Below are 19242 nucleotides of genomic sequence, written 5' to 3'. Positions count from 1 at the left end.
CCTCCACCAAAGGGAAGAGGGGGAAGAAGCGTTCTTCCTTACCGCCCCAGCGCCACGGCTTCCTTCGCGCGCGCTTCGATCAGCGCCACGTCCGGCGCGCCGGCCGGCACCACCCACGAGCCGCCGACGCACAGCACCGGATCGAACGCCAGCCATTCGGAGGCGCTCGCGGCGGTGATGCCGCCGGTGGGGCAGAAGCGGGCCTGCAGCAGCGGCGCGGCGAGCGCCTTCAGCGCCTTGAGGCCGCCCGAGGTTTCGGCGGGGAAGAATTTGAAATGGGTGAGACCGAGGTCGAGACCGCGCATGATGTCGCCCGCGGTCGCGGTGCCGGGCAGGAAGGCGGTGCCCGAGGCGATCGCCGCCTTGGCGAGCGGCTCGGTGAGGCCGGGCGAGACGATGAACTTCGCGCCGGCTTCCAGCGCCGCATCGAGCTGCTGCGGGTTGAGCACGGTGCCGGCGCCGACCACGGCGCCCTCCACCTTCGACATCTCCCGGATCACGTCGAGCGCGGCAGGGGTGCGCAGGGTCACTTCGAGCGCCCGGAGGCCGCCCTTTACCAGCGCCTCGGCGATCGGCGCCGCATGCGCGACATCCTCGATCACCAGCACCGGTACAACCGGCGCGAGCCGCATTACCTGCTCGACATTCATCAACCATGCTCCCTGGAAAAGGCGGCCGCGGCACCGAACAGGCCCGGCTCGGGGTGAAGGATCAGTTTTACCGGGATGCCGGCCATCATCGCCTCGAACCGGCCCTTGGCGGTGAAGCGCTGGCCGAAGCCCGAATGCGGCAGCCGATCGGCGATGCGCTGGCCGATGCCGCCGCCGATCACCACCGCCTGCCCGCCCTGCGCCAGCGCGATGTCTCCGGCGACGGTTCCGAGGCTCATGCAGAAGCGCTCGAACGCCGCGATCGCGAGTTCGTCCGTTCCGTCGAGCGCAGCCGCCCAAAGCGTCTTGTCGTCGCGCACCAGCATTGCGCGATTCTCGATTCCGGCGAGCGCCTCATAGATGTTGACCAGCCCCGGCCCGCACACGATCCGTTCCACGGAGACGCGGCGATAGCGCTGGCGCAGCCGCACCAGGATGGCATCCTCAATCGCGTCAACCGGTGCGAAATCGATATGGCCGCCCTCGGTCGCGATGACGTGATAGCCATAGGCGGTGCGCAGCAGTTGCGCGACGCCCAGCCCGGTGCCGGGGCCGAGGATGCTGATCGGCCCTTTTTCCGGCAACGGCACGTCCGGCCCGCAGATATGCCTGAAGCCGTCCTGGGGCAGCCGCGCAACCGCATGCGCGACCGCAGCGAAATCATTGACCAGCACGTGGCTGTCGATGCCCAGCGTCTCGTCCAGGGTTGCAGGGTGTATCGTCCAGGGATTGTTTGTAAACTTCAGCGTCGCCGCACCGATCGGCGTGGCGACGGCGATCCCGGCGTGGCGCGGGATCGGCCGCCCCAGCGTCTGGCCATAGGCGGTCCACGCCGTCTTGAAGCTGGCATGCTCGGCGGTCTTGAGCTTGACCGGCTCCCCCAGCGAAACGACCCGACCATCCTCCACCTCGGCGAGCGCGAAGCGGGCATGCGTTCCCCCGATGTCGACCGCAACGATCTCCATGGATTCAGAGCTCGGCTGCGGCGAGCATCGCCGAGGCGCCGCGTTCGGCCTCGTCGGCGCCATGACGCATGAAGGCGAAGATTTCGCGGCTGGTGCCCATCGTCGGGGGCGGCGGCGGTGCATGCTCGCGCGCCTCCCACTCGGCGGCGTCGACCAGCGCGGTGAGTTCGCCATGTTCGGCGCAGACGCGGACGATATCCCCGTCGCGCAGCTTGGCGAGCGGCCCGCCGCCCAGCGCCTCGGGGCTGATGTGGATCGCCGCCGGCACCTTGCCTGACGCGCCCGACATGCGGCCATCGGTCACCAGCGCCACCTTGAAGCCGCGATCCTGCAGCACGCCGAGCGGCGGGGTGAGCTTGTGCAGTTCGGGCATGCCGTTGGCGCGCGGCCCCTGGAAGCGCACGACGACGACGACGTCGCGCTCCAGCTCGCCCGCCTTGAACGCCTTCACCACCTCATCCTGATCGGAAAAGATCCGCGCCGGCGCTTCGATCGTCCAGCGCGCCGGATCGACCGCGCTCACCTTCATCACGCCGCGGCCGAGATTGCCCTCGACCAGCCGCATCCCGCCATCGGGCTGGAACGGCGCGGTCACCGGGCGCAGCATCGCCTCGTCGCGCGAGGCCGCGATCGGCGCGCTCCAGCCGAGCGTTTCGCCTTCGATCACCGGTTCGCGCGTATAGGCCTCGAGGCCGCCTTCCCACACGGTCATGATGTCGCGATGAAGCATGCCGGCTTCGAGCAATGTGCTGATGGTGAAGGCCATGCCGCCCGCCGCCTGGAAATGGTTCACGTCGCCCTGGCCGTTGGGATAGACGCGCGCGATCAGCGGCACCGCCGCGGAGAGCCGGTCGATATCCGTCCAGTCGATGACGATGCCGGCCGCGCGCGCGATCGCCGGCAGATGGATCGCGTGGTTGGTGGAGCCGCCGGTGGCGAGCAGGCCGACCGCGGCGTTGACGATCGCCTTCTCGTCGACGACCCGGCCGATCGGGCGGAAATCATTGCCGCCGCGGCCGATCTCGGCCACGCGGTGAACCGCGGCGCGGGTCAGTTCGGTGCGCAGCTTGGTGCCGGGATTGATGAAGGCGGCATTGGGCACGTGCAGCCCCATCACCTCCATCATCATCTGGTTGGAATTGGCGGTGCCATAGAAGGTGCAGGTGCCGGCGCCATGATAGCTGGCCGATTCCGCCTCCAGCAGTTCCTCGCGGCCGACCTTGCCTTCGGCATAGAGCTGGCGGACGCGCACCTTTTCCTTGTTGGCGAGACCCGAGGGCATCGGGCCGCCGGGCACCAGGATCATCGGCAGATGGCCGAAGCGCAGCGCGCCGATCAGCAGGCCGGGCACGATCTTGTCGCAGATGCCGAGCAGCAGCGCGCCTTCGAACATCGCGTGGCTGAGCGCGACGCCGGTGGAGAGCGCGATCACGTCGCGGCTGAACAGGCTGAGCTCCATGCCGCGCTGGCCCTGCGTCACGCCGTCGCACATCGCCGGCACGCCGCCGGCCACCTGCGCGGTGGCACCGGCTTCGCGCGCGAAGATCTTGATCTGCTCCGGGTAGCGCCCGTAGGGCTGATGCGCCGAGAGCATGTCGTTATAGGCGGTGACGATGCCGATGTTCATCGTGCGGCCGCCGCGGATCGCCGGCTTGTCGTCTCCCGAGGCGGCGAAGCCGTGCGCGAGGTTGCCGCACGAAAGATGCGCGCGGTCCATGCCATGCTCGCCCTCGCGCCCGATCAGATCGAGATAGGCGGCGCGGCTCGCAGCGGAGCGCTCGATGACGCGCGCGGTGACCGCGGCAATCTCGGGATGAAGCTCGCTCATGGACCGTCTCCTGTTCTGTTCGCACGTCATCTGGCTGGGATGGTGCACCGCACATAGGCGCTGAAAACGCCAGCGTCACCCTCGCCAAACGGATTAACGCGAGGGCCAGCGCCAGGCGGGTGTTTCATCATCAACGATGGTTTCGCCGAGACGTTTCGCGAGGCGGATCGATCGCACGTCACCTGCGGCCTCCAGTGCCTCGACCAAAGCCGTGGCGTGCGAGACCACGATGATCTGCGTCGCCCGCGCCGCGCGCACCAGCAGCCGCGCGAGCGGGGCCAGCAGGTCGGGATGAAGGCTCGCCTCCGGTTCGTTGAGCACCATCAGTTCGGGCGGGCGCGGCGAGAGCAGCGCGGCGGCAAGCAGGATATAATGCAATGTGCCGTCCGACAGCTCGGCGGCGTCGAGCGGGCGGAGCAGTCCGTATTGGCGCATCTCGACGGTGAAGCGATCGCCGACCGCCAGCGTCGCGCCGTCGAACGCGTCGGCAATGGTCTCCGCCAGTGCCTCCCCCTCGCCCACCTCGATGATGGTCTGGATCGCCGCGCCGAGATCGCTGCCGTCTCCAGCAAGCACCGGCGTGTAGGTGCCGATCTGCGCGCGCCGCGCGGGGGCGTCGCGATCGGTGCGGAGATTGTCGTAGAAGCGCCAACCGCGCATCCGTTCGCGCAGCAGCAGCAGGTCGAGCCCGTCGCGCGGATCGGCGGCGTGGGTGACCATCGAGTCATGGGTGGCGAGCTGGTGGTCGAGATCCCGCCAGCGCCCATCTTCCAGGCTGCGCAGCCGCATATGGCCGCCGCGCCGCTCCGCAAAGACGTTCGCACGGCCGATGATCGGGCCGGTCCACGCGGTTTCCACCTTGATTTCGGGATCGTGCCCGAAGCGCGACAGCGACGGCGTTGGCAGCCCGAGGTCAATGGCATAGCCATAATCGTCGGCGGAAAAGCCCAGCCTGAGCGCGACCGGTGCCGATCGCTGCGTGCCCTGCACCTGCTGCTCGCCCTCGATCATCGCGCGGCTGAACTTTTCGGGACCGGCCCACAGGGTCGATTGCAGCCCGCCCTCCCCCGCCAGCGAGGCGATGGCACGGCCCTGCGCGATCTCCGCCAGCAGCCGCAGCGCGCGATAGAGGCTGGATTTGCCGACACCGTTCGCACCGGTGACGATGGTGAGCGCGCCAAGCTCGACGACGATGTCGCGCAGCGATCGATACCCCGCAATCGCCAGCCGGTTGATCATCTTTTCGCGTCCCCGCCGCTCAGCCGCAAACCGCCGCTTGACGTCGCCCATCGCGCTCAGCTTAGCAACCGCGATGTCCGCCGCCCCTTCCACCGTCCGCTTCGTGCTGATGACGATACTGATCGATGCGGTCGGCTTCGGTATCGTCATCCCGGTGCTGCCCGATCTGGTGATGACGGTGGGCAAGGTCGGGCTGGCCGATGCGACGCGGATCGGCGGCTGGCTGGCGCTGCTCTATGCGGTGTTCCAGTTCCTGCTCGGCCCCGCGATCGGCAATCTTGCCGACCGGTTCGGGCGGCGCCCGATCCTGCTGGGCTCGCTTGCCGGCTACGCCGTGGACTATGTGCTGATGGCCTTCGCGCCGACGCTCGCCTGGCTGTTCGTCGGCCGCGCGCTCGCCGGCGTGTTCGGCGGCACCTATGGACCGGCGCAGGCGGCGATCGCCGACATCACGGCACCCGCCGAGCGCGCGAAGCTGTTCGGCTATATCGGCGCGGCCTTCGGCATAGGCTTCATTGCGGGACCGGCGGTGGGCGGGTTGCTGGGCGCGTTCGGCCCGCGCGCGCCCTTCTATGCCGCGGCCGCGCTCGCCGCGTTCAACCTGTTCTACGGCCTCTTCTTCTTCCCGGAGACGCTGCCGGCGCAATTGCGCCGCCGGTTCGACTGGAAGCGCGCCAATCCGCTGGGCGCGCTGATCTCCTTTTCCGCCATTCCGGGGCTGCTGCCGGTCGCCGCGGTCTATTTCCTCTGGCAGGTGGCAAGCCTCGTCTATCCGACCGCCTGGTCCTGGTTCGCGATCGCACGCTTCGACTGGTCCAGCCTGATGATCGGCGCCTCACTCGCCTTTGTCGGCGTGACGATGGTGATCGTCCAGGTCGGCCTCACCGGGCGCATCGTCGCGAAGGTCGGGGAACGGCGGACGGCGGAGATCGGCATTGCCGGCGCCATATTGGGCTTCGCGTTGTTCATGCTGATCCCGCAGGGCTGGATGGCGTTTCCGGTAATGGCGGTGGTGGCGCTGCAATCGGTCGTCCAACCCTCGCTCTCCGCGATGCTGTCACGCCGCGTGCCGGCGGACCAGCAGGGCGAGTTGCAGGGCTTCGGCGGCAGCCTGATGTCGCTGGGGGCGATCGTGGCACCTGTAACCTACAGCCCGGCGTTGGCATGGTTCACCAGCGACGATGCGCCGTTCCGCTTTCCGGGGGTGGTGTTCGCGATCGCCATCGTCGCGGCGCTGTGCGCGCTGGCGGTGCTGGTGGCGACGCCACGCGCGCGCCGGGGAGAGGAGCAGGTTGCGGCGGAAAGCGAGAAGTCTCTCGGCGCGCCATAAGCGGCCCTCGAACCGCGTGTATTTCGGGGACACAATACCAAACTCGATCGCGAATAGAGTTCGTCTGAGTTTAGTATTATGTCCCCGAAACTCGATGTCCCCGAAACTCGTTCGCTGACGCCTACGCGGCCAGGCGGATCGTGGCGGCGACTGCTTCCACCTCAAGCGGGCGCGCGGCGCGGGTACGGAAGGAGGGGGCCAGGTCGAGGCAGCGCTGGCGGATCGTCTCGTCCTCGTAGAGTGCGCGCAGCGAGTCGGCGAAGATCTCCGGCCTGATCGTCTGCAGCGCGACCTGCCCGCCCACGCCCAGACGCATCACGCCATGGCCGGCGATGCGCTTTTCCAGATCATAATGCGTTACCGCCTGCGGAATGCCCGCGACCAGCGCGGAAGAGACGAAGCCGTTGCCGCCATGGCTGAGCAATATGCGCGAGCGTTCGGCGATGCGATCGAACCCCAGCGGACGCGGCTCATAGGCAAAGCCCGCCGCGGCGAAGCGCGCCTGCAGTTCGACCGTGGCATTGGGCACGTGCACGCGCACCGGCAGGCCGGTACGTGCGAGCCCCTCCCACAGCGGCGATTCGGCCATCGCGATCTCGAAACCGTAGACGAACAGTTCATCCCCGCGCCCGCCCGCCTGTTCGGGCAGGCTGCGCGCGATCGTGGGGGAGACCACCGCCTCCCGGCGCCATGCGGCATAGGGATCGAGCTCGGCGAAGCAGCCCGACAGCGAGACATCGGCGTGGAAGAGGTCCGGCAGCCCCGGCAGCGGCGCGACCCCCAGCCCGGCGAGCCCGCGGTTGACGCCGTCGAGCAGTGCCGCCTCGTCATGCGCGGCCTCGCGCCCATTGAGGCTGGGAAAATGGTCCATGCCGGCGGGAACGCGTTCGAACCCCGTGCCCACGCCGATCGTCGGCACGCGCCCGCGCGCGGCGGTGAGCAGCATCGGCGCATAGTCCGCGATCACCACCGCGGGCGCCACCGCAGCGAGGATCGCCTGCCAGCCGGCGACCATCCCCGCGGTCGTCTCGCGGCGGTCGAGGCCGACGCGTGCGAGGATGTCCCCCATCGTCGCGACGGGCCGGCCGTTGGGGCGCGCGGCATTGACGAGCAGCCGCGGCCAGACCGGCGCCTGCCACAAGGTGATGCGCGGGTGCAGCGTGCCCGCGGGCGCATCGAGCCGCTGGAGCACCAGCGCCACTTCATGTCCGGTCGCGGCCAGCGCCTCGGCGATGCGCGTGATGCGCTCGATATGGCCGCGATTGGCGCCGAGTTCCCAGCCGATCAGGATCCGCGCCATCGCCGGCGCTCAGATGCCGCCGTCGACCACGCCGTGCCCGGCCGCCGCAAGCTCCGCCGCAAGCCGCGCATAGCAGGCGTCGATCAGCGCCTGATCGGTGGAGCGGATGACAAAATTGGCGCCGGTGCGACCATCGCGGAAGAAGGGATAGCTGCCGATCTGCACGCCTTCGAACGCGCGCTCGGCAGCGCCCAGCATGTCCGCCACCTCGCTCTCGGCGACCCAGCAGCCCATCGTGCGCGACGCCAGCGGCCGGCCGCCTTCCAGCGTGCCGCCGAGCGCATCGAGCATCATCGCGGCGATGTGCGGCACGCCGGCCATGATGAAGATGTTGCCGTGGCGGATGCCGGGCGCGCCCGACAGCTTGTTTTCGATCAGTTCGGCGCCTTCGGGCACCCGCGCCATCCTCAGCCGGGCCTCGGTGAGCCCGCCGCGCGTCGCATAATAATCGGTCAGCGCCGCGCGCGCCTGCGGGTGAACGATCACCGGCACGCCCAGCGCCTCGGCGATCGCATCAACGGTGATGTCGTCATGCGTGGGGCCGATGCCGCCCGTGGTGAACAGATAATCGTTGCGCACCCTAAGCGTGTTGACCGCTTCCACGATCGCCTCCGTCCGGTCCGCCACGACGCGGACCTCGGCCAGCCGGATGCCCTGCAGGTTCAGCCACAGCGCGATCTGCGCGACGTTCCTGTCCTGCGTGCGTCCCGACAGGATCTCGTCGCCGATCACCACCACGGCGGCAGTCCAGATGCGCTCTTCGCTCACGATCCTCCGATCCGCGGTTCGCGGGTAGATGTGCGCCTGTCTCTAGCCGTTGCCGCGCGGAAGGGAAGTGGGCTTGGGACGAGCGGACGGTTCGCGCCCCCCTCGCAAAAGCGCGCCGGGAGCGCTATATCGCGCGCATGGACAGCTATGTGAACGTTACCGCCGACAGCCCGGTCGCCACCCGCACCGGTGCGATCAAGCTCCACGGGCCGGATGGGTTCGACGGCATGCGCCGCGCCGGCCGCCTCGCCGCCGAAGTGCTCGACGCGCTGGCGCCGCATGTGGTGCCCGGCGTCACCACCGGCGAGCTCGACGATATCGTGCGCGACCATATGCTGAAGGGCGGCGGCGTGCCCGCGACGCTCGGTTATCGCGGCTACACGCACAGCTGCTGCATCTCGATCAACCATGTCGTGTGCCACGGCATTCCCGGCGCCAAGACGCTGAAGGACGGCGACATCGTCAATATCGACGTGACCCCGCTGGTCGACGGCTGGCACGGCGATACCAGCCGCATGTTCCTGGTCGGCAATGTCGGCGTGAAGGCGAAGCGCCTCGTCGACGTGACCTATGAGGCGATGATGCTCGGGATCGAGCAGGCGAAGCCCGGCAACCGCATGGGCGACGTGGCGCATGCGATTCAGACCTATGCCGAGAAGCACCGCTACGGCGTGGTCCGCGATTTCTGCGGCCATGGCCTCGGCCGCCTGTTTCACGACGCGCCGGAGGTGATCCATGCCGGCCGCCCCGGCACCGGGCCGGAACTGCGCCCGGGCATGTTCTTCACGATCGAGCCGATGATCAACATCGGCCGCCCCGACGTGAAGGTGCTTGACGATGGCTGGACGGCGGTGACCCGCGACAAGTCGCTCTCGGCGCAGTTCGAGCATTCGATCGGCATCACCGAGGATGGCTGCGAGATCTTCACCAAGAGCCCGACGGGAATGGATCGCCCGCCCTATTGAGCGGCGCTGCGGCGCGCTTTTCGGCGGGGCGGAGCATTACCATCGCAACACGTAGCGTGACCGGACCGCTCGGCACGCTTCCTGCAATAATGTGTCGCGCCCCGGCGCCTTGCAGGCCCGCGGACTGGCCTCTGCCGCATCCGGGCGCACAATTGCTGCGCATCTCCCTGCCCATTTTTGAGGCATTATGGTTGCATCTGCCGCCTATTTCGGCATTGCAGCATTGGACGAATGGCGCAATTCTGCGGCATCTCGCGAATCGCGTGTTGGCATAAGACTTGAAAGCAGGTTCCGATGCGTTCGGGCCTCGGGGGTGAAAGACGCGGATGAAGAAGATCGAGGCGATCATCAAGCCGTTCAAGCTGGATGAGGTGAAGGAAGCGCTGCACGAAGTGGGCGTGAGCGGCATCACCGTCACCGAGGCGAAGGGTTTCGGCCGTCAGAAGGGCCATACGGAACTCTATCGCGGCGCCGAATATGTCGTCGATTTCCTCCCCAAGGTGAAGCTTGAGGTGGTCGTCGAGGACGGTCTGGCGGAACGCGTGGTGGAGGCGATCGCCGCCGCCGCGCAGACCGGCCGGATCGGGGACGGCAAGATCTTCGTGATCCCGGTGGAAACGGCCCTCCGTATCCGTACCGGGGAACGCGACGCCGACGCGATCTGATCGTTCGGCTCCACGCCGGAGCCGTTCGTGACAAGACATTTTAGAGCGAGGAAGGTTACAAAATGGCCAATGACGCCAGCACGGTTCTGAAGCTGATCAAGGACAAGGAGATCGAGTGGGTCGATCTTCGCTTCACCGATCCGAAGGGCAAGTGGCAGCATCTGACGATGGTTGCGAGCGTCGTCGGCGAGGATGAACTGACCGATGGCTTCATGTTCGACGGCTCCTCGATCGAGGGCTGGAAGGCGATCAACGAGTCCGACATGATCCTCAAGCCGGATCTCGACGCGGTGTGGGTCGATCCGTTCTCGGCCACCCCGATGCTGATCCTGGTGTGCGACATCGTCGAACCCTCGACCGGCGAGCTTTACGGCCGTGACCCGCGCTCGACCGCGAAGCGCGCAGAAGCCTATGTGCAGTCGGCCGGCTTCGGCGACACCGTCTATGTCGGCCCCGAGGCCGAGTTCTTCATGTTCGACGACGTGCAGTTCGAGACGAGCTATTCGACGAGCTATTACAAGCTGGACGATGTCGAGCTGCCGACCAATAGCGGCAAGGCGCTGGAAGGCGGCAACCTGGGCCACCGTCCGCGCGCCAAGGGCGGCTATTTCCCGGTCGCGCCTGTCGACTCCGCCGTCGACATCCGCGCCGAGATGGTCTCGACGATGATCGAGATGGGCCTGCCCTGCGACAAGCATCACCACGAGGTTGCCGCGGCGCAGCATGAGCTGGGCCTGACCTTCGGCACGCTGGTGACCACCGCCGATCGCATGCAGATCTACAAATATGTCTGCTGGCAGGTCGCGCAGGCTTACGGCAAGACCGTGACCTTCATGCCGAAGCCGATCAAGGAAGATAATGGCTCGGGCATGCACACCCACATGTCCATCTGGGACAAGGGCAATCCGCTGTTCGCCGGCAACGGCTATGCGGGCCTTTCGGACATGTGCCTGTACTTCATCGGCGGCGTCATCAAGCACGCCAAGGCGCTGAACGCGTTCACCAACCCGACCACCAACAGCTACAAGCGCCTGGTGCCGGGTTACGAAGCCCCCGTGCTGCTCGCCTATTCGGCGCGCAACCGCTCGGCCTCGTGCCGCATCCCCTATGGCGCCGGCGCCAAGGCGAAGCGCGTCGAGTTCCGCTTTCCGGACGCGATGGCGAATCCGTATCTGTGCTACTCGGCGCTGCTGATGGCCGGCCTCGACGGCATCGAGAACAAAATCCATCCCGGCGACGCGATGGACAAGAACCTCTATGATCTGCCGCCGGAAGAACTGGCGACCGTCCCCACCGTCTGCGGTTCGCTGCGCGAAGCGCTGGACAGCCTGAAGGCCGATCACAGCTTCCTGACCAAGGGCGGCGTGTTCACCGAGGACCAGATCGAAGCCTATCTCGAACTCAAGTGGCCGGAAGTCTACCGCTGGGAGATGACCCCGAGCCCGGTCGAGTTCGACATGTACTTCTCGAACTGATCCAACCCGGTTGAACGACAGAAAAGGGGCCGGACGGGAAACCGTCCGGCCTTTTTAAGCGCTCTTCCGCACTTCGCGGTGGGCGTATTGGGTGTTGCAGCCCGGCGCGAATGCCCGGGGTGCCTGCCGGGGGATGCCCCCCCCACCCGCCATCCGCGTCGGTACCGCGAGCGACCGGCAAATCAGCGGCATCCGCTTGCGCTCGCTGCGCGCCGCCAGATAACCCTTCATGATCAGCGCCGGGAAATCGGTGGCCAACGGCAGCACGCGGATGCGGCTGTCGGGCGGGCATTCCTTTTCGACAATCAGGCTCATGCCGATGCCCTGTGCCACCGCCTCGCGGTTCATCTCGCGGGTGCGCAATTCCATCGTCTGGCGCGGCACCACCTCCGCTTCCGCCAGCAGCCGGTTCATCGCCGCCAGTGTCCGCGAGTTCGCCTCGCGTACCAGCACCGCCCGGCCGGTCCGCCAATCTCGACCTGATGGTGGAATATTATTTCGGCAATGACGGGGTGATCTCGGCGGGTGCCTTCTACAAGCGCGTCACCGATCCGATCTATGACTCACGCCGCATCGGCACCTATCGCGGCATCGACGGCGTCGCCTTCCTCACCCCCGCCAACGGCATGGCCCGCGCTTCCCGCTGGGAGTGAAGGCGAATATTTTCTGATGGGAGGGGAAAGGGGGCGAAGTCGAATTGCCCCCAGCCGTGGTGGGGGTGGGATGCAGGACGGGCACGGCGGAAGGGGCTGGATACGCCCGCACGCGCTTCAATTCCGGATGGCCGGCAGCTCTATCGTCGATGCTGAAATCCACCGTTGATGAAATGCCGCGCGGCTGGGAAGGGCCGGGTCCGGAACCGACCCGACGTTCAACCTTCGCTCGACCGATGTCGCAGGAGGGCGGAAACGGGGCCGATTACCACCTGACGGCTCTTGGGCCTCAATTGCCATCGGCATCGACCATAAACACCATCGGCCTGCCGCGCGACATCGGCTCCCAACCGGCCGACATGGCGGCGCGCACGCACCGCGAGATCGTGGCGTCATCGAGTTGAAGACGACCGCGTGGCAACCCCTTCAACAGCCGCTTGGGAGGCGGAAATTCCACCAATGCTTCGCGCTTGGCATCCTGCTGGAGAATGGAAATCGTCATTCCCTTCCAGCCTTCGTCATCCGACATATGCGGTTCGCGTTGAAGGTGCCAGTCATATGATACGCCATCGACATCTACGGTGCCGGCATTGCTTCGGGAGTTCGACATGTGGCCGGCACTAGCATAGCAGCCGTGCCGAAGGACAGGTGCGGGGGCGGGGGCGGCGTCATGCCCAAGGAGCAGACGATGCCCGCGCTTGCCGGCCGGGCGCGATCGGGGCGCGCGAGGCCGCGTTATCCGGCGGCATGGCCCAAGACATGGCCCCAACCGAACGATATGAGCTCTGGATGGCCCGACTCCTCCTGTTCAACAAACCCTTCGGGGTCCTGTCGCAATTCACCGACCGCGGATCACCAACGGCTCGCTCGACATTGTCGGATTTCATTGCGGTGAAGGGCGTCTACCCCGCCGGGAGGCTCGATCGGGACAGTGAGGGCCTGCTGCTGCTATGCGATGATGGGCGGCTGCAGGCGCGCATTTCAGATCCACGCTTCAAGCTGCCGAAGACCTATCTGGTGCAGGTCGAAGGCGATCCGGAGGAGCCGGGACTGGAGCGCTTGCGGCGGGGCGTTCGGCTCAACGATGGCATGACCCTGCCGTCCGATGTTTCGCGCATCGACGAGCCGGACCTGTGGCCGCGCGATCCGCCGATCCGCCAGCGCAGGTTCATTCCCGACAGTTGGCTGAAAATCACCATCCGCGAGGGGCGCAACCGGCAAGTGCGCCGAATGACGGCGGCGGTCGGGTTGCCCACCCTCAGGCTGGTGCGCTGGTCGATCGGCGACTGGGCGGTCGCCGGGATCGCGCCGGGCCAATTCGAAGAGGTCGCCAGTCTTGGCGAGATCGGCAGCGGCACCTATGGCCGACGACGCCGTTCTGGCGGGTGATGGCGAACCGGCTGGCGAGATTGCGGATCGAAGCCGTACCTGCCGCCCGTCGCCCCGACCGCCAAAGTGGATTTGAGACTTCGCGCAGACGGGCTTTGAAGGGTTCCGTCTGGCTCATCCGAGCTCCGGACGGGTCGCCTAAATCGTCCCGCGTCTGGCGTCTCGCGCCTGGCCTCCGCGTCTCGCAGTTCGTACAAAGGCCGATCGGCAGAGTTTGGATTTCAATGAATTATCGCCATTCCTTCCATGCTGGCAACAGCGCCGATGTCGTGAAGCACAGCCTCCTGATCGCTCTCGTCCGAGCCCTGCAGATCAAAGAGGGCGCGCTGACCCTGATCGACACCCATGCCGGTTGCGGGCTCTACGACCTTGACGGCGACCAGGCGCAACGCACCGGCGAGGCCATGCAGGGCGTGCTGCGGACCTTCGCCGACCCAAATCCTTTACTGAACGATTATCGCGCCGCCGTGCAGGCGGTGAATGCGGGGCCCGAGCCGCATCTCTACCCTGGCTCACCGCTCATTCTCGCGCAGTTGCTGCGCCCGCAGGACGTGCTGATCCTCAATGAAAAACATCCCGAGGACGCCAGTGCCCTGCGCGGCGCGATGCGCGGCACACCCGCTGCCGTGCATGAGCGCGACGCCTACGAGCTTTGGTTGGCGATGCTCCCGACCCGCACCGGGCGCGGTGTGGTGGTGGTCGATCCACCCTACGAACAGACAGACGAACGCGCCCGTATCACGGCCACCCTCGCCGCCGCTTGCCGCAAATGGGCCCATGGCGTGACCGTAATCTGGTATCCGCTGAAAGAACGCGACACGCATCGGCGGTGGAAGGAGCAGTTGCGTAGGCTTGGCATCCCCAAATTCATGAATGTGGAGCATTGGCTTTACGACAGCGTTCAGCCTGGCTCCTATAACGGCGCGGGTCTTTTCATCGTCAACCCGCCATACGCCTTCACGCAGGCGCTGCCGCCACTGTTGGAAACCCTCCGCGCCGGGCTTGCGCCGGAAGGACATAGGGGCGAGATCACAGCGGATTGGTTGAACGATTAAAGTAGATGCACATTCGGCCTTAAACCGAAGGATGGACACACTGCAGCTTGTATATCGCGTCAGCGGTGCGCCCCTGCCCCCGGCCACGCCGTCAGCGCCTGCTCCACCACCGCCTCCAGCCGTTCGCGGCTGAACCCCGCCTTAGCCTGCACCGCCATGCCGTGCAGCACCGCCATCACATAAGCGGCCAGCACATCGGGCTTCGCGCTGGCCGGCAGATCGCCCTCCGCCTGCGCGCGTTCGAGGCGGTCGCGCAATTGCGCCTCGCCGGCCGCGCGGGCTTCGATCAGCGCTTGCCGGACCGGTTCGGCATCGTCCGATCCCGCCAGCACGCCGCTGATGCCCAGGCAGCCGGTATGGTCCGGATAACGGGTGTTGAGCGCCACGGCGTTGTAGAGGATGTGCGCCACCACTTCGCGCGCGGTGGGCAGCGCGAACGCTTCCGGAATATAATGGAGGTGGCGCTCGTAATAGCGGTCCAGCGCCTTGCGGAAGAGCGCTTCCTTGTTGCCGAACGCTGAGTAGAGCGCCGGGCGTTCGACGCCGGTCGCCGCGGTCAGGTCCGCATAGGAGGCGCCTTCATAGCCCTTGCGCCAGAACACGCTCAGCGCCGCGTCCAATGCCCGATCCACATCGAATTCGCGCGGGCGACCCATCAAACGCTCGTTCCGATCCGTTTCATAACGAGCGTTAATAAATAGCTTGACAGGCCGTGTCCAGGTTTCATACCGATCGTTACGTAACGACTGTTATGGAAAGGCTGTTCATGTCGAGACGTTTGGAAGGCAAGGTTGCGCTGGTCACCGGCGGATCTCGAGGCTTGGGCGCAGCGACCGCGGTTGCGCTGGCGGCGCAGGGCGCGGCCGTGGCGATCAGCTATGTCGCATCGCCGGAAAAGGCCGAGGCGGTTGTGCGCGAGATCGAGGCGACGGGCAGCCGCGCCATCGCGATCCGCAGCGACCAAGGGGATCCGCAGGCCGCGCAGCCGCTGGTCGATGCGGTAATCGCCGCGTTCGGCCGGCTCGACATCCTCGTCAACAATGCCGCGATTGCGGTACAGGGCCAGCGTGTCGACGATCCCGCGCTCGACGGCGACGCGCTCGACCGGCAGTGGCAGATCAACGTGCTGGGTGCGGTGGCAACCACCCGCGCCGCGGCGCCCCGGCTGGCGGACGGCGGCCGCATCCTCTTCATCGGATCAGCGCTCGCGTCGCGCGTCGCCTTCTCCGGCGCTGCGGACTATGCCGGCACCAAGGCGGCGATTGCCGGCTATGCCAAGGGCGTTGCGCGCGACCTGGGCCCGCGCGATATCACCGTCAACGTCGTCCAGCCCGGCATCATGCCCACCGACATGGCAGCGGAGGCGGCGCACAACCTGCCCCCCGCGATGATGGACTTGCACGCGATCCGCCGCATCGCGACCGTGGAGGAAGTCGCCGCCACGATCTGCTTCCTCGCCGGCCCTGACGCCGGCTACGTCACCGGTGGCGTGCTCGACATCGCCGGCGGCTTCCAGATCTGACCGGCGCGCGGTTGTCGGCGAACAATTAGCGGTTGATCGGGAGCGCTGTGTAGATCTCTCCTCCCCGACGCTAAGCGCCGGGGAGGAAAAACAGCGTCCTCACGCCGCCTCGACTGCGGCCTCCAAGGCTTCGCTCGCCGCCAGCCAGCGCGCCTCGGCGTCCTCAAGCGCGCGTTCCACGCGGCCGCGTTCCAGCATGAGCTGGCTGGTGGTCAGCTTCGCGTCCGCCGGGGTGGCGGTCGACCGGTCGAACATGGTGCGGTCGATCTGCGTGCGGCGATCGCTAAGCTTCTTCACCTCGGCCTCGGCGGCCTTCACCGCCTCGCGCAGCGCCTTGCTGCGCTCGCGCGCCTCGGCGGCGGCCTTGCGCGCTTCCTTGCCGGAAACCTTGGGCTTGCCCCCTGCCCCGGTCGTCGGGCCCTTGCCGAGGATGAAGTCGGTATAATCCTCGATGCTGCCGTCGAAATCGGTCGCGGTGCCGCTGTCGACCAGCACCAGCCGGTCCGCCGCCGCCTCGATCATGTGGCGATCGTGGCTGACCACCACCACCGCGCCCTCATAGGCGTTGAGCGCCTGGACCAGCGCCTCACGGGCGTCGACGTCCAGGTGGTTGGTCGGCTCGTCGAGGATCAGCATGTGCGGCGCCTCCCGCGTGATCAGCGCCAGCGCCAGCCGCGCACGCTCACCCCCCGAAAGCTTGCGCACCTCGGTGGTCGCCTTGGGGCCGGAGAAGCCGAAACGGCCGAGCTGCGCGCGCACAGCGGCCGGCGACGCGCCCTTCATCTGGCGCGTCATATGCTCCAGCGGCGTATCTGCGCCGTCGAGTTCCTCGACCTGATACTGGGTGAAATAACCGACGCGCATCTTGCCGCTGGCGTTCATCTCCCCTTCCATCGGCGCGAGCTGCGCGGCGAGCAGGCGGGCGAGCGTGGTCTTGCCGTTGCCGTTGCGGCCGAGCAGCGCGATCCGCTCTTCCGGGTCCAGCCGCAGGTTCAGCCGCTTGAGGATCGGCTTGCCGGCGGTGTAGCCGACCGCGGCCATATCCAGCGTGATCAGCGGCGGGCGCAGCGCCTGCTGCGGGCTGGGGAAGTCGAACGACAGGCTGGGATCTTCCGCCACCGCGGCGATCGGCTTCATCTTCGCCAGCGCCTTCACGCGCGACTGCGCCTGCTTCGCGGTGCTCGCCCGCGCGCTGTTGCGGGCGATATAATCCTGCAGCTTGGCGCGCTCGGCTGCCTGCTTCTCGCGCGCCGATTCGAGCTGCGCGAGCCGTTCGGCGCGCTGCGTTTCGAACGCGTCATAGCCGCCCGGATAGAGCGTTACCTTGCCCTGTTCGAGGTGGAGGATGTGATCGACGACATTGTTGAGCAGGTCGCGCTCATGGCTGACGATCACCATCGTCGCGCGATAGCTCTTGAGGAAATTCTCCAGCCACAACGTCGCTTCGAGGTCGAGGTGGTTGGAGGGCTCGTCGAGCAGCAGCAGGTCCGGCGCGGAAAACAGCAGCGAGGCGAGCGCGACGCGCATCTTCCAGCCGCCCGAATAGCTGTCGAGCGGGCGCTGCTGCATCTCTTCATCGAAACCGAGACCCACGAGGATCCGCGCCGCGCGCGCCGGCGCGGTGTGCGCGTCGATCGCGTTCAGCCGCTCATGCAGTTCGCCGAGGCGATCGGGATCATGGCTGTGCTCGGCCTCCTCCAGCAGCGCCGCGCGCTCGGTATCGGCGGCGAGCACCGTTTCGAACGGGGTCGCGTCGCCCGAGGGCGCCTCCTGCGCGATATAGCCGATGCGCGCGCCCTTGGGCATGTCGCAGCTGCCGCCGTCCGGCTCGCTCTGCCGGGCGATGACCTTCATCAGGGTCGATTTGCCCGCGCCGTTGCGGCCGATCAGGCCGACGCGCGAACGCGGGGGCAGCGCGGCGGTGGCGCTGTCGAGGATCGTGCGGCCGCCGAGGCGCACGGTGATGCCGTTGAGTGAAAGCATTGCGCGCCGATAGCAGCGACTTGGGCCGAAGTCAGCATGTCCGCGGATGCTTGCCGCGGCCTTTTCGCCGCCATAGAACCTTGGCCATGCCAACGCTGCTCAACTTCGGCCAGCCGGCCCCCTGGTTCCACGCCCCCGCGCTTGCGGGAAACCCGAACTTCGCATTCAACACCGCGGGCGGCCATTATGTGCTGATGCTGTTCTACGGCAGCGCCGCGCACCCCGCCGCGCGGCAGGCACTGGCGCTGGTCAAGGCCAACCGCGCGCTGTTCGACGATGATCGCGCCTGCTTCTTCGGCGTCACCATCGATCCGGGCGACGAGGCCGAGGGCCGTGTGGCCGCTGAAGTGCCGGGTGTCCGCCATTTCCTCGACTATGATCGCAAGATCAGCGCGATGTATGGCGCGCTGCCCGATGCCGAGAAGCCCGACGCCTATCTGCCGCACTGGGTTCTGCTCGATCCGGCGCTGCGCACGCTGGCGGTGATGCCGGTGGCGGAAGGCGAAAAGATCTTCGCGCAGCTTCGCGAACTGGTCGCCGAGCCGCTGGCGCAGGGCCATGCGCCGGTGCTGATGGTGCCGCGCGTGCTGGAGCCCGATCTCTGCCGTCACCTGATCGCGCTTTACGACGCCGGCGGCGGCACCGAATCGGGCTTCATGCGCGAGGAGGACGGGATGACCGTGCTGCGCCGCGACTATACCCACAAGCGCCGGTCCGACTTCGAGATCATGGACGAGGATCTGCGCAAGACGATCAACCGCCGCATCATCCGCACATTGGTGCCGGCGATCCAGCGCGCCTTCCAGTTCCACGTCACCCGCATCGAGCGCTGGACGGTGGCCTGCTATGATTCGTCGGTGGGTGGCTATTTCCGCCCGCACCGCGACAACACCACCAAGGGCACCGCGCACCGCCGCTTCGCCTGCACGATCAACCTCAACGCCGAGGACTATGAAGGCGGCGAGCTCCGCTTTCCCGAATTCGGCCGCGCTTCCTATCGCGCGGAGACGGGCGGCGCGGTGGTCTTCTCCTGCTCGTTGCTGCACGAGGCGCTGCCGGTGCGCAGCGGCCGGCGCTACGCCTTCCTGCCCTTCTTCTACGACGATGCCGCGGCGCGGATCCGGGCGGAGAACAGCAAGTTCCTGGGCGAGGATGTCGCGGGATATGCCGACAAGCCGCGGGAGGAGACGGAAGCGGCGGAGTAGCGCGGACCAGTCCCTCTCCCCTCGGGGGCTACGGCGTTCACACATCCCGATTGCGGCCGATTTTTTGCCCTCGCCCCTATGGGGAGAGGGAAAGGTCCGCGTAGCGGACCAGGGAGAGGGGCAGTCGCGCCAAGCGTAATGCTCTGATGAGTTCGTTCTAAAAATGGGCCGACCGGGCAGCAGTGCCAAGCCCTCCTAACCTTTACGCGTCGCGCGGCTCCCCCTCTCCCCGGCCCGTGCGGCAAATCTG

Annotated in this window: 19 protein-coding genes; 9 read left to right on the top strand and 10 right to left on the bottom strand. The window is 67.1% G+C overall.

Annotated features, from left to right (window positions below):
* Positions 1-38: 38 nt before the first annotated feature.
* From eda to FHS96_RS16745, 4 genes are all read right to left on the bottom strand, one after another.
* The gene (gene eda / locus FHS96_RS16760; RefSeq protein WP_429593939.1) at positions 39-650 is read right to left on the bottom strand and encodes a bifunctional 4-hydroxy-2-oxoglutarate aldolase/2-dehydro-3-deoxy-phosphogluconate aldolase; all 612 of its coding nucleotides are present in this window, start codon (positions 648-650) and stop codon (positions 39-41) included.
* Complete coding sequence (glk, locus tag FHS96_RS16755; protein WP_429593936.1) at positions 650-1615, bottom strand: glucokinase; 966 nt, start codon at positions 1613-1615, stop codon at positions 650-652. The genes eda and glk overlap by 1 nt, the downstream gene beginning before the upstream one ends.
* A 4-nt stretch (positions 1616-1619) precedes the next feature.
* On the bottom strand, positions 1620-3443 hold the full coding sequence (gene edd, locus FHS96_RS16750) for a phosphogluconate dehydratase (protein ID WP_429593933.1): 1824 nt from the start codon (positions 3441-3443) through the stop codon (positions 1620-1622).
* A 93-nt stretch (positions 3444-3536) separates the two neighbouring features.
* On the bottom strand, positions 3537-4832 hold the full coding sequence (locus FHS96_RS16745; RefSeq protein WP_429593930.1) for an AAA family ATPase: 1296 nt from the start codon (positions 4830-4832) through the stop codon (positions 3537-3539).
* On the opposite strand from FHS96_RS16745, the gene FHS96_RS16740 reads away from it, so the two are divergent.
* Positions 4756-6012, top strand: a complete 1257-nt coding sequence (locus tag FHS96_RS16740) for a TCR/Tet family MFS transporter (protein WP_429593927.1) — start codon at positions 4756-4758, stop codon at positions 6010-6012. The genes FHS96_RS16745 and FHS96_RS16740 overlap by 77 nt on opposite strands.
* A 121-nt stretch (positions 6013-6133) precedes the next feature.
* On the opposite strand, the gene FHS96_RS16735 is transcribed toward FHS96_RS16740, so the two are convergent.
* Positions 6134-7312, bottom strand: a complete 1179-nt coding sequence (locus FHS96_RS16735) for a glycosyl transferase-like UDP-glucuronosyltransferase (protein ID WP_429593924.1) — start codon at positions 7310-7312, stop codon at positions 6134-6136.
* 9 nt (positions 7313-7321) lie between these two features.
* Positions 7322-8083: a competence/damage-inducible protein A gene (locus FHS96_RS16730; protein ID WP_429594122.1), complete on the bottom strand. Its 762-nt coding sequence runs from the start codon at positions 8081-8083 to the stop codon at positions 7322-7324.
* A 134-nt stretch (positions 8084-8217) separates the two neighbouring features.
* Here FHS96_RS16730 and map point away from each other — a divergent pair, with 134 nt between their 5' ends.
* The 3 genes from map (at position 8218) to glnA (ending at position 11185) form a co-directional block, all read left to right on the top strand.
* A complete protein-coding gene (map, locus tag FHS96_RS16725) occupies positions 8218-9045 on the top strand; it encodes a type I methionyl aminopeptidase (RefSeq protein WP_429593921.1) in 828 nt (275 codons plus the stop codon).
* 326 nt (positions 9046-9371) lie between these two features.
* The gene (locus tag FHS96_RS16720) at positions 9372-9710 is read left to right on the top strand and encodes a P-II family nitrogen regulator (RefSeq protein WP_025293470.1); all 339 of its coding nucleotides are present in this window, start codon (positions 9372-9374) and stop codon (positions 9708-9710) included.
* Positions 9711-9772: 62 nt separating this feature from the next.
* A complete protein-coding gene (gene glnA / locus FHS96_RS16715; protein ID WP_429593917.1) occupies positions 9773-11185 on the top strand; it encodes a type I glutamate--ammonia ligase in 1413 nt (470 codons plus the stop codon).
* Positions 11186-11239: 54 nt separating this feature from the next.
* Here glnA and FHS96_RS16710 read toward each other — a convergent pair whose 3' ends face one another.
* Positions 11240-11599, bottom strand: a complete 360-nt coding sequence (locus FHS96_RS16710) for a type 2 periplasmic-binding domain-containing protein (protein ID WP_429593914.1) — start codon at positions 11597-11599, stop codon at positions 11240-11242.
* 8 nt (positions 11600-11607) lie between these two features.
* On the opposite strand from FHS96_RS16710, the gene FHS96_RS16705 reads away from it, so the two are divergent.
* Positions 11608-11838, top strand: coding sequence for a hypothetical protein (locus FHS96_RS16705; protein ID WP_429593911.1), 231 nt, complete (start codon positions 11608-11610; stop codon positions 11836-11838).
* 289 nt (positions 11839-12127) lie between these two features.
* Here FHS96_RS16705 and FHS96_RS16700 read toward each other — a convergent pair whose 3' ends face one another.
* Complete coding sequence (locus tag FHS96_RS16700; RefSeq protein ID WP_429593908.1) at positions 12128-12448, bottom strand: hypothetical protein; 321 nt, start codon at positions 12446-12448, stop codon at positions 12128-12130.
* Between the two features lie 179 nt (positions 12449-12627).
* On the opposite strand from FHS96_RS16700, the gene FHS96_RS16695 reads away from it, so the two are divergent.
* Together FHS96_RS16695 and FHS96_RS16690 are read left to right on the top strand one after the other, a co-directional pair.
* Entirely contained in the window at positions 12628-13227 is a 600-nt protein-coding gene (locus tag FHS96_RS16695) for a pseudouridine synthase (RefSeq protein WP_429594119.1), read from the top strand.
* Positions 13228-13451: 224 nt separating this feature from the next.
* Entirely contained in the window at positions 13452-14282 is an 831-nt protein-coding gene (locus FHS96_RS16690) for a 23S rRNA (adenine(2030)-N(6))-methyltransferase RlmJ (RefSeq protein WP_429593905.1), read from the top strand.
* Between the two features lie 59 nt (positions 14283-14341).
* Here the strand turns inward: FHS96_RS16690 and FHS96_RS16685 are convergent, their stop codons facing one another.
* Positions 14342-14938 carry a TetR/AcrR family transcriptional regulator gene (locus tag FHS96_RS16685; protein ID WP_429593902.1) on the bottom strand — a complete coding sequence of 199 codons (597 nt, stop codon included), beginning with the start codon at positions 14936-14938 and terminating at the stop codon, positions 14342-14344.
* Positions 14939-15048: 110 nt separating this feature from the next.
* On the opposite strand from FHS96_RS16685, the gene FHS96_RS16680 reads away from it, so the two are divergent.
* Positions 15049-15804 carry an SDR family NAD(P)-dependent oxidoreductase gene (locus tag FHS96_RS16680; RefSeq protein ID WP_429593899.1) on the top strand — a complete coding sequence of 252 codons (756 nt, stop codon included), beginning with the start codon at positions 15049-15051 and terminating at the stop codon, positions 15802-15804.
* A 99-nt stretch (positions 15805-15903) separates the two neighbouring features.
* On the opposite strand, the gene FHS96_RS16675 is transcribed toward FHS96_RS16680, so the two are convergent.
* Positions 15904-17787, bottom strand: coding sequence for an ABC-F family ATP-binding cassette domain-containing protein (locus FHS96_RS16675; protein WP_429593896.1), 1884 nt, complete (start codon positions 17785-17787; stop codon positions 15904-15906).
* Between the two features lie 86 nt (positions 17788-17873).
* Here FHS96_RS16675 and FHS96_RS16670 point away from each other — a divergent pair, with 86 nt between their 5' ends.
* A complete protein-coding gene (locus FHS96_RS16670; protein WP_429593893.1) occupies positions 17874-18992 on the top strand; it encodes a 2OG-Fe(II) oxygenase in 1119 nt (372 codons plus the stop codon).
* The last annotated feature ends 250 nt before the right edge of the window (positions 18993-19242 follow it).

It is taken from the genome of Sphingomonas zeicaulis (genome assembly GCF_050433225.1).
GTDB classification, from domain to species: domain Bacteria; phylum Pseudomonadota; class Alphaproteobacteria; order Sphingomonadales; family Sphingomonadaceae; genus Sphingomonas_D; species Sphingomonas_D zeicaulis.
Note: the sequence above shows the minus strand (reverse complement) of the source record. Positions and strands in the feature narration are given on the sequence as shown.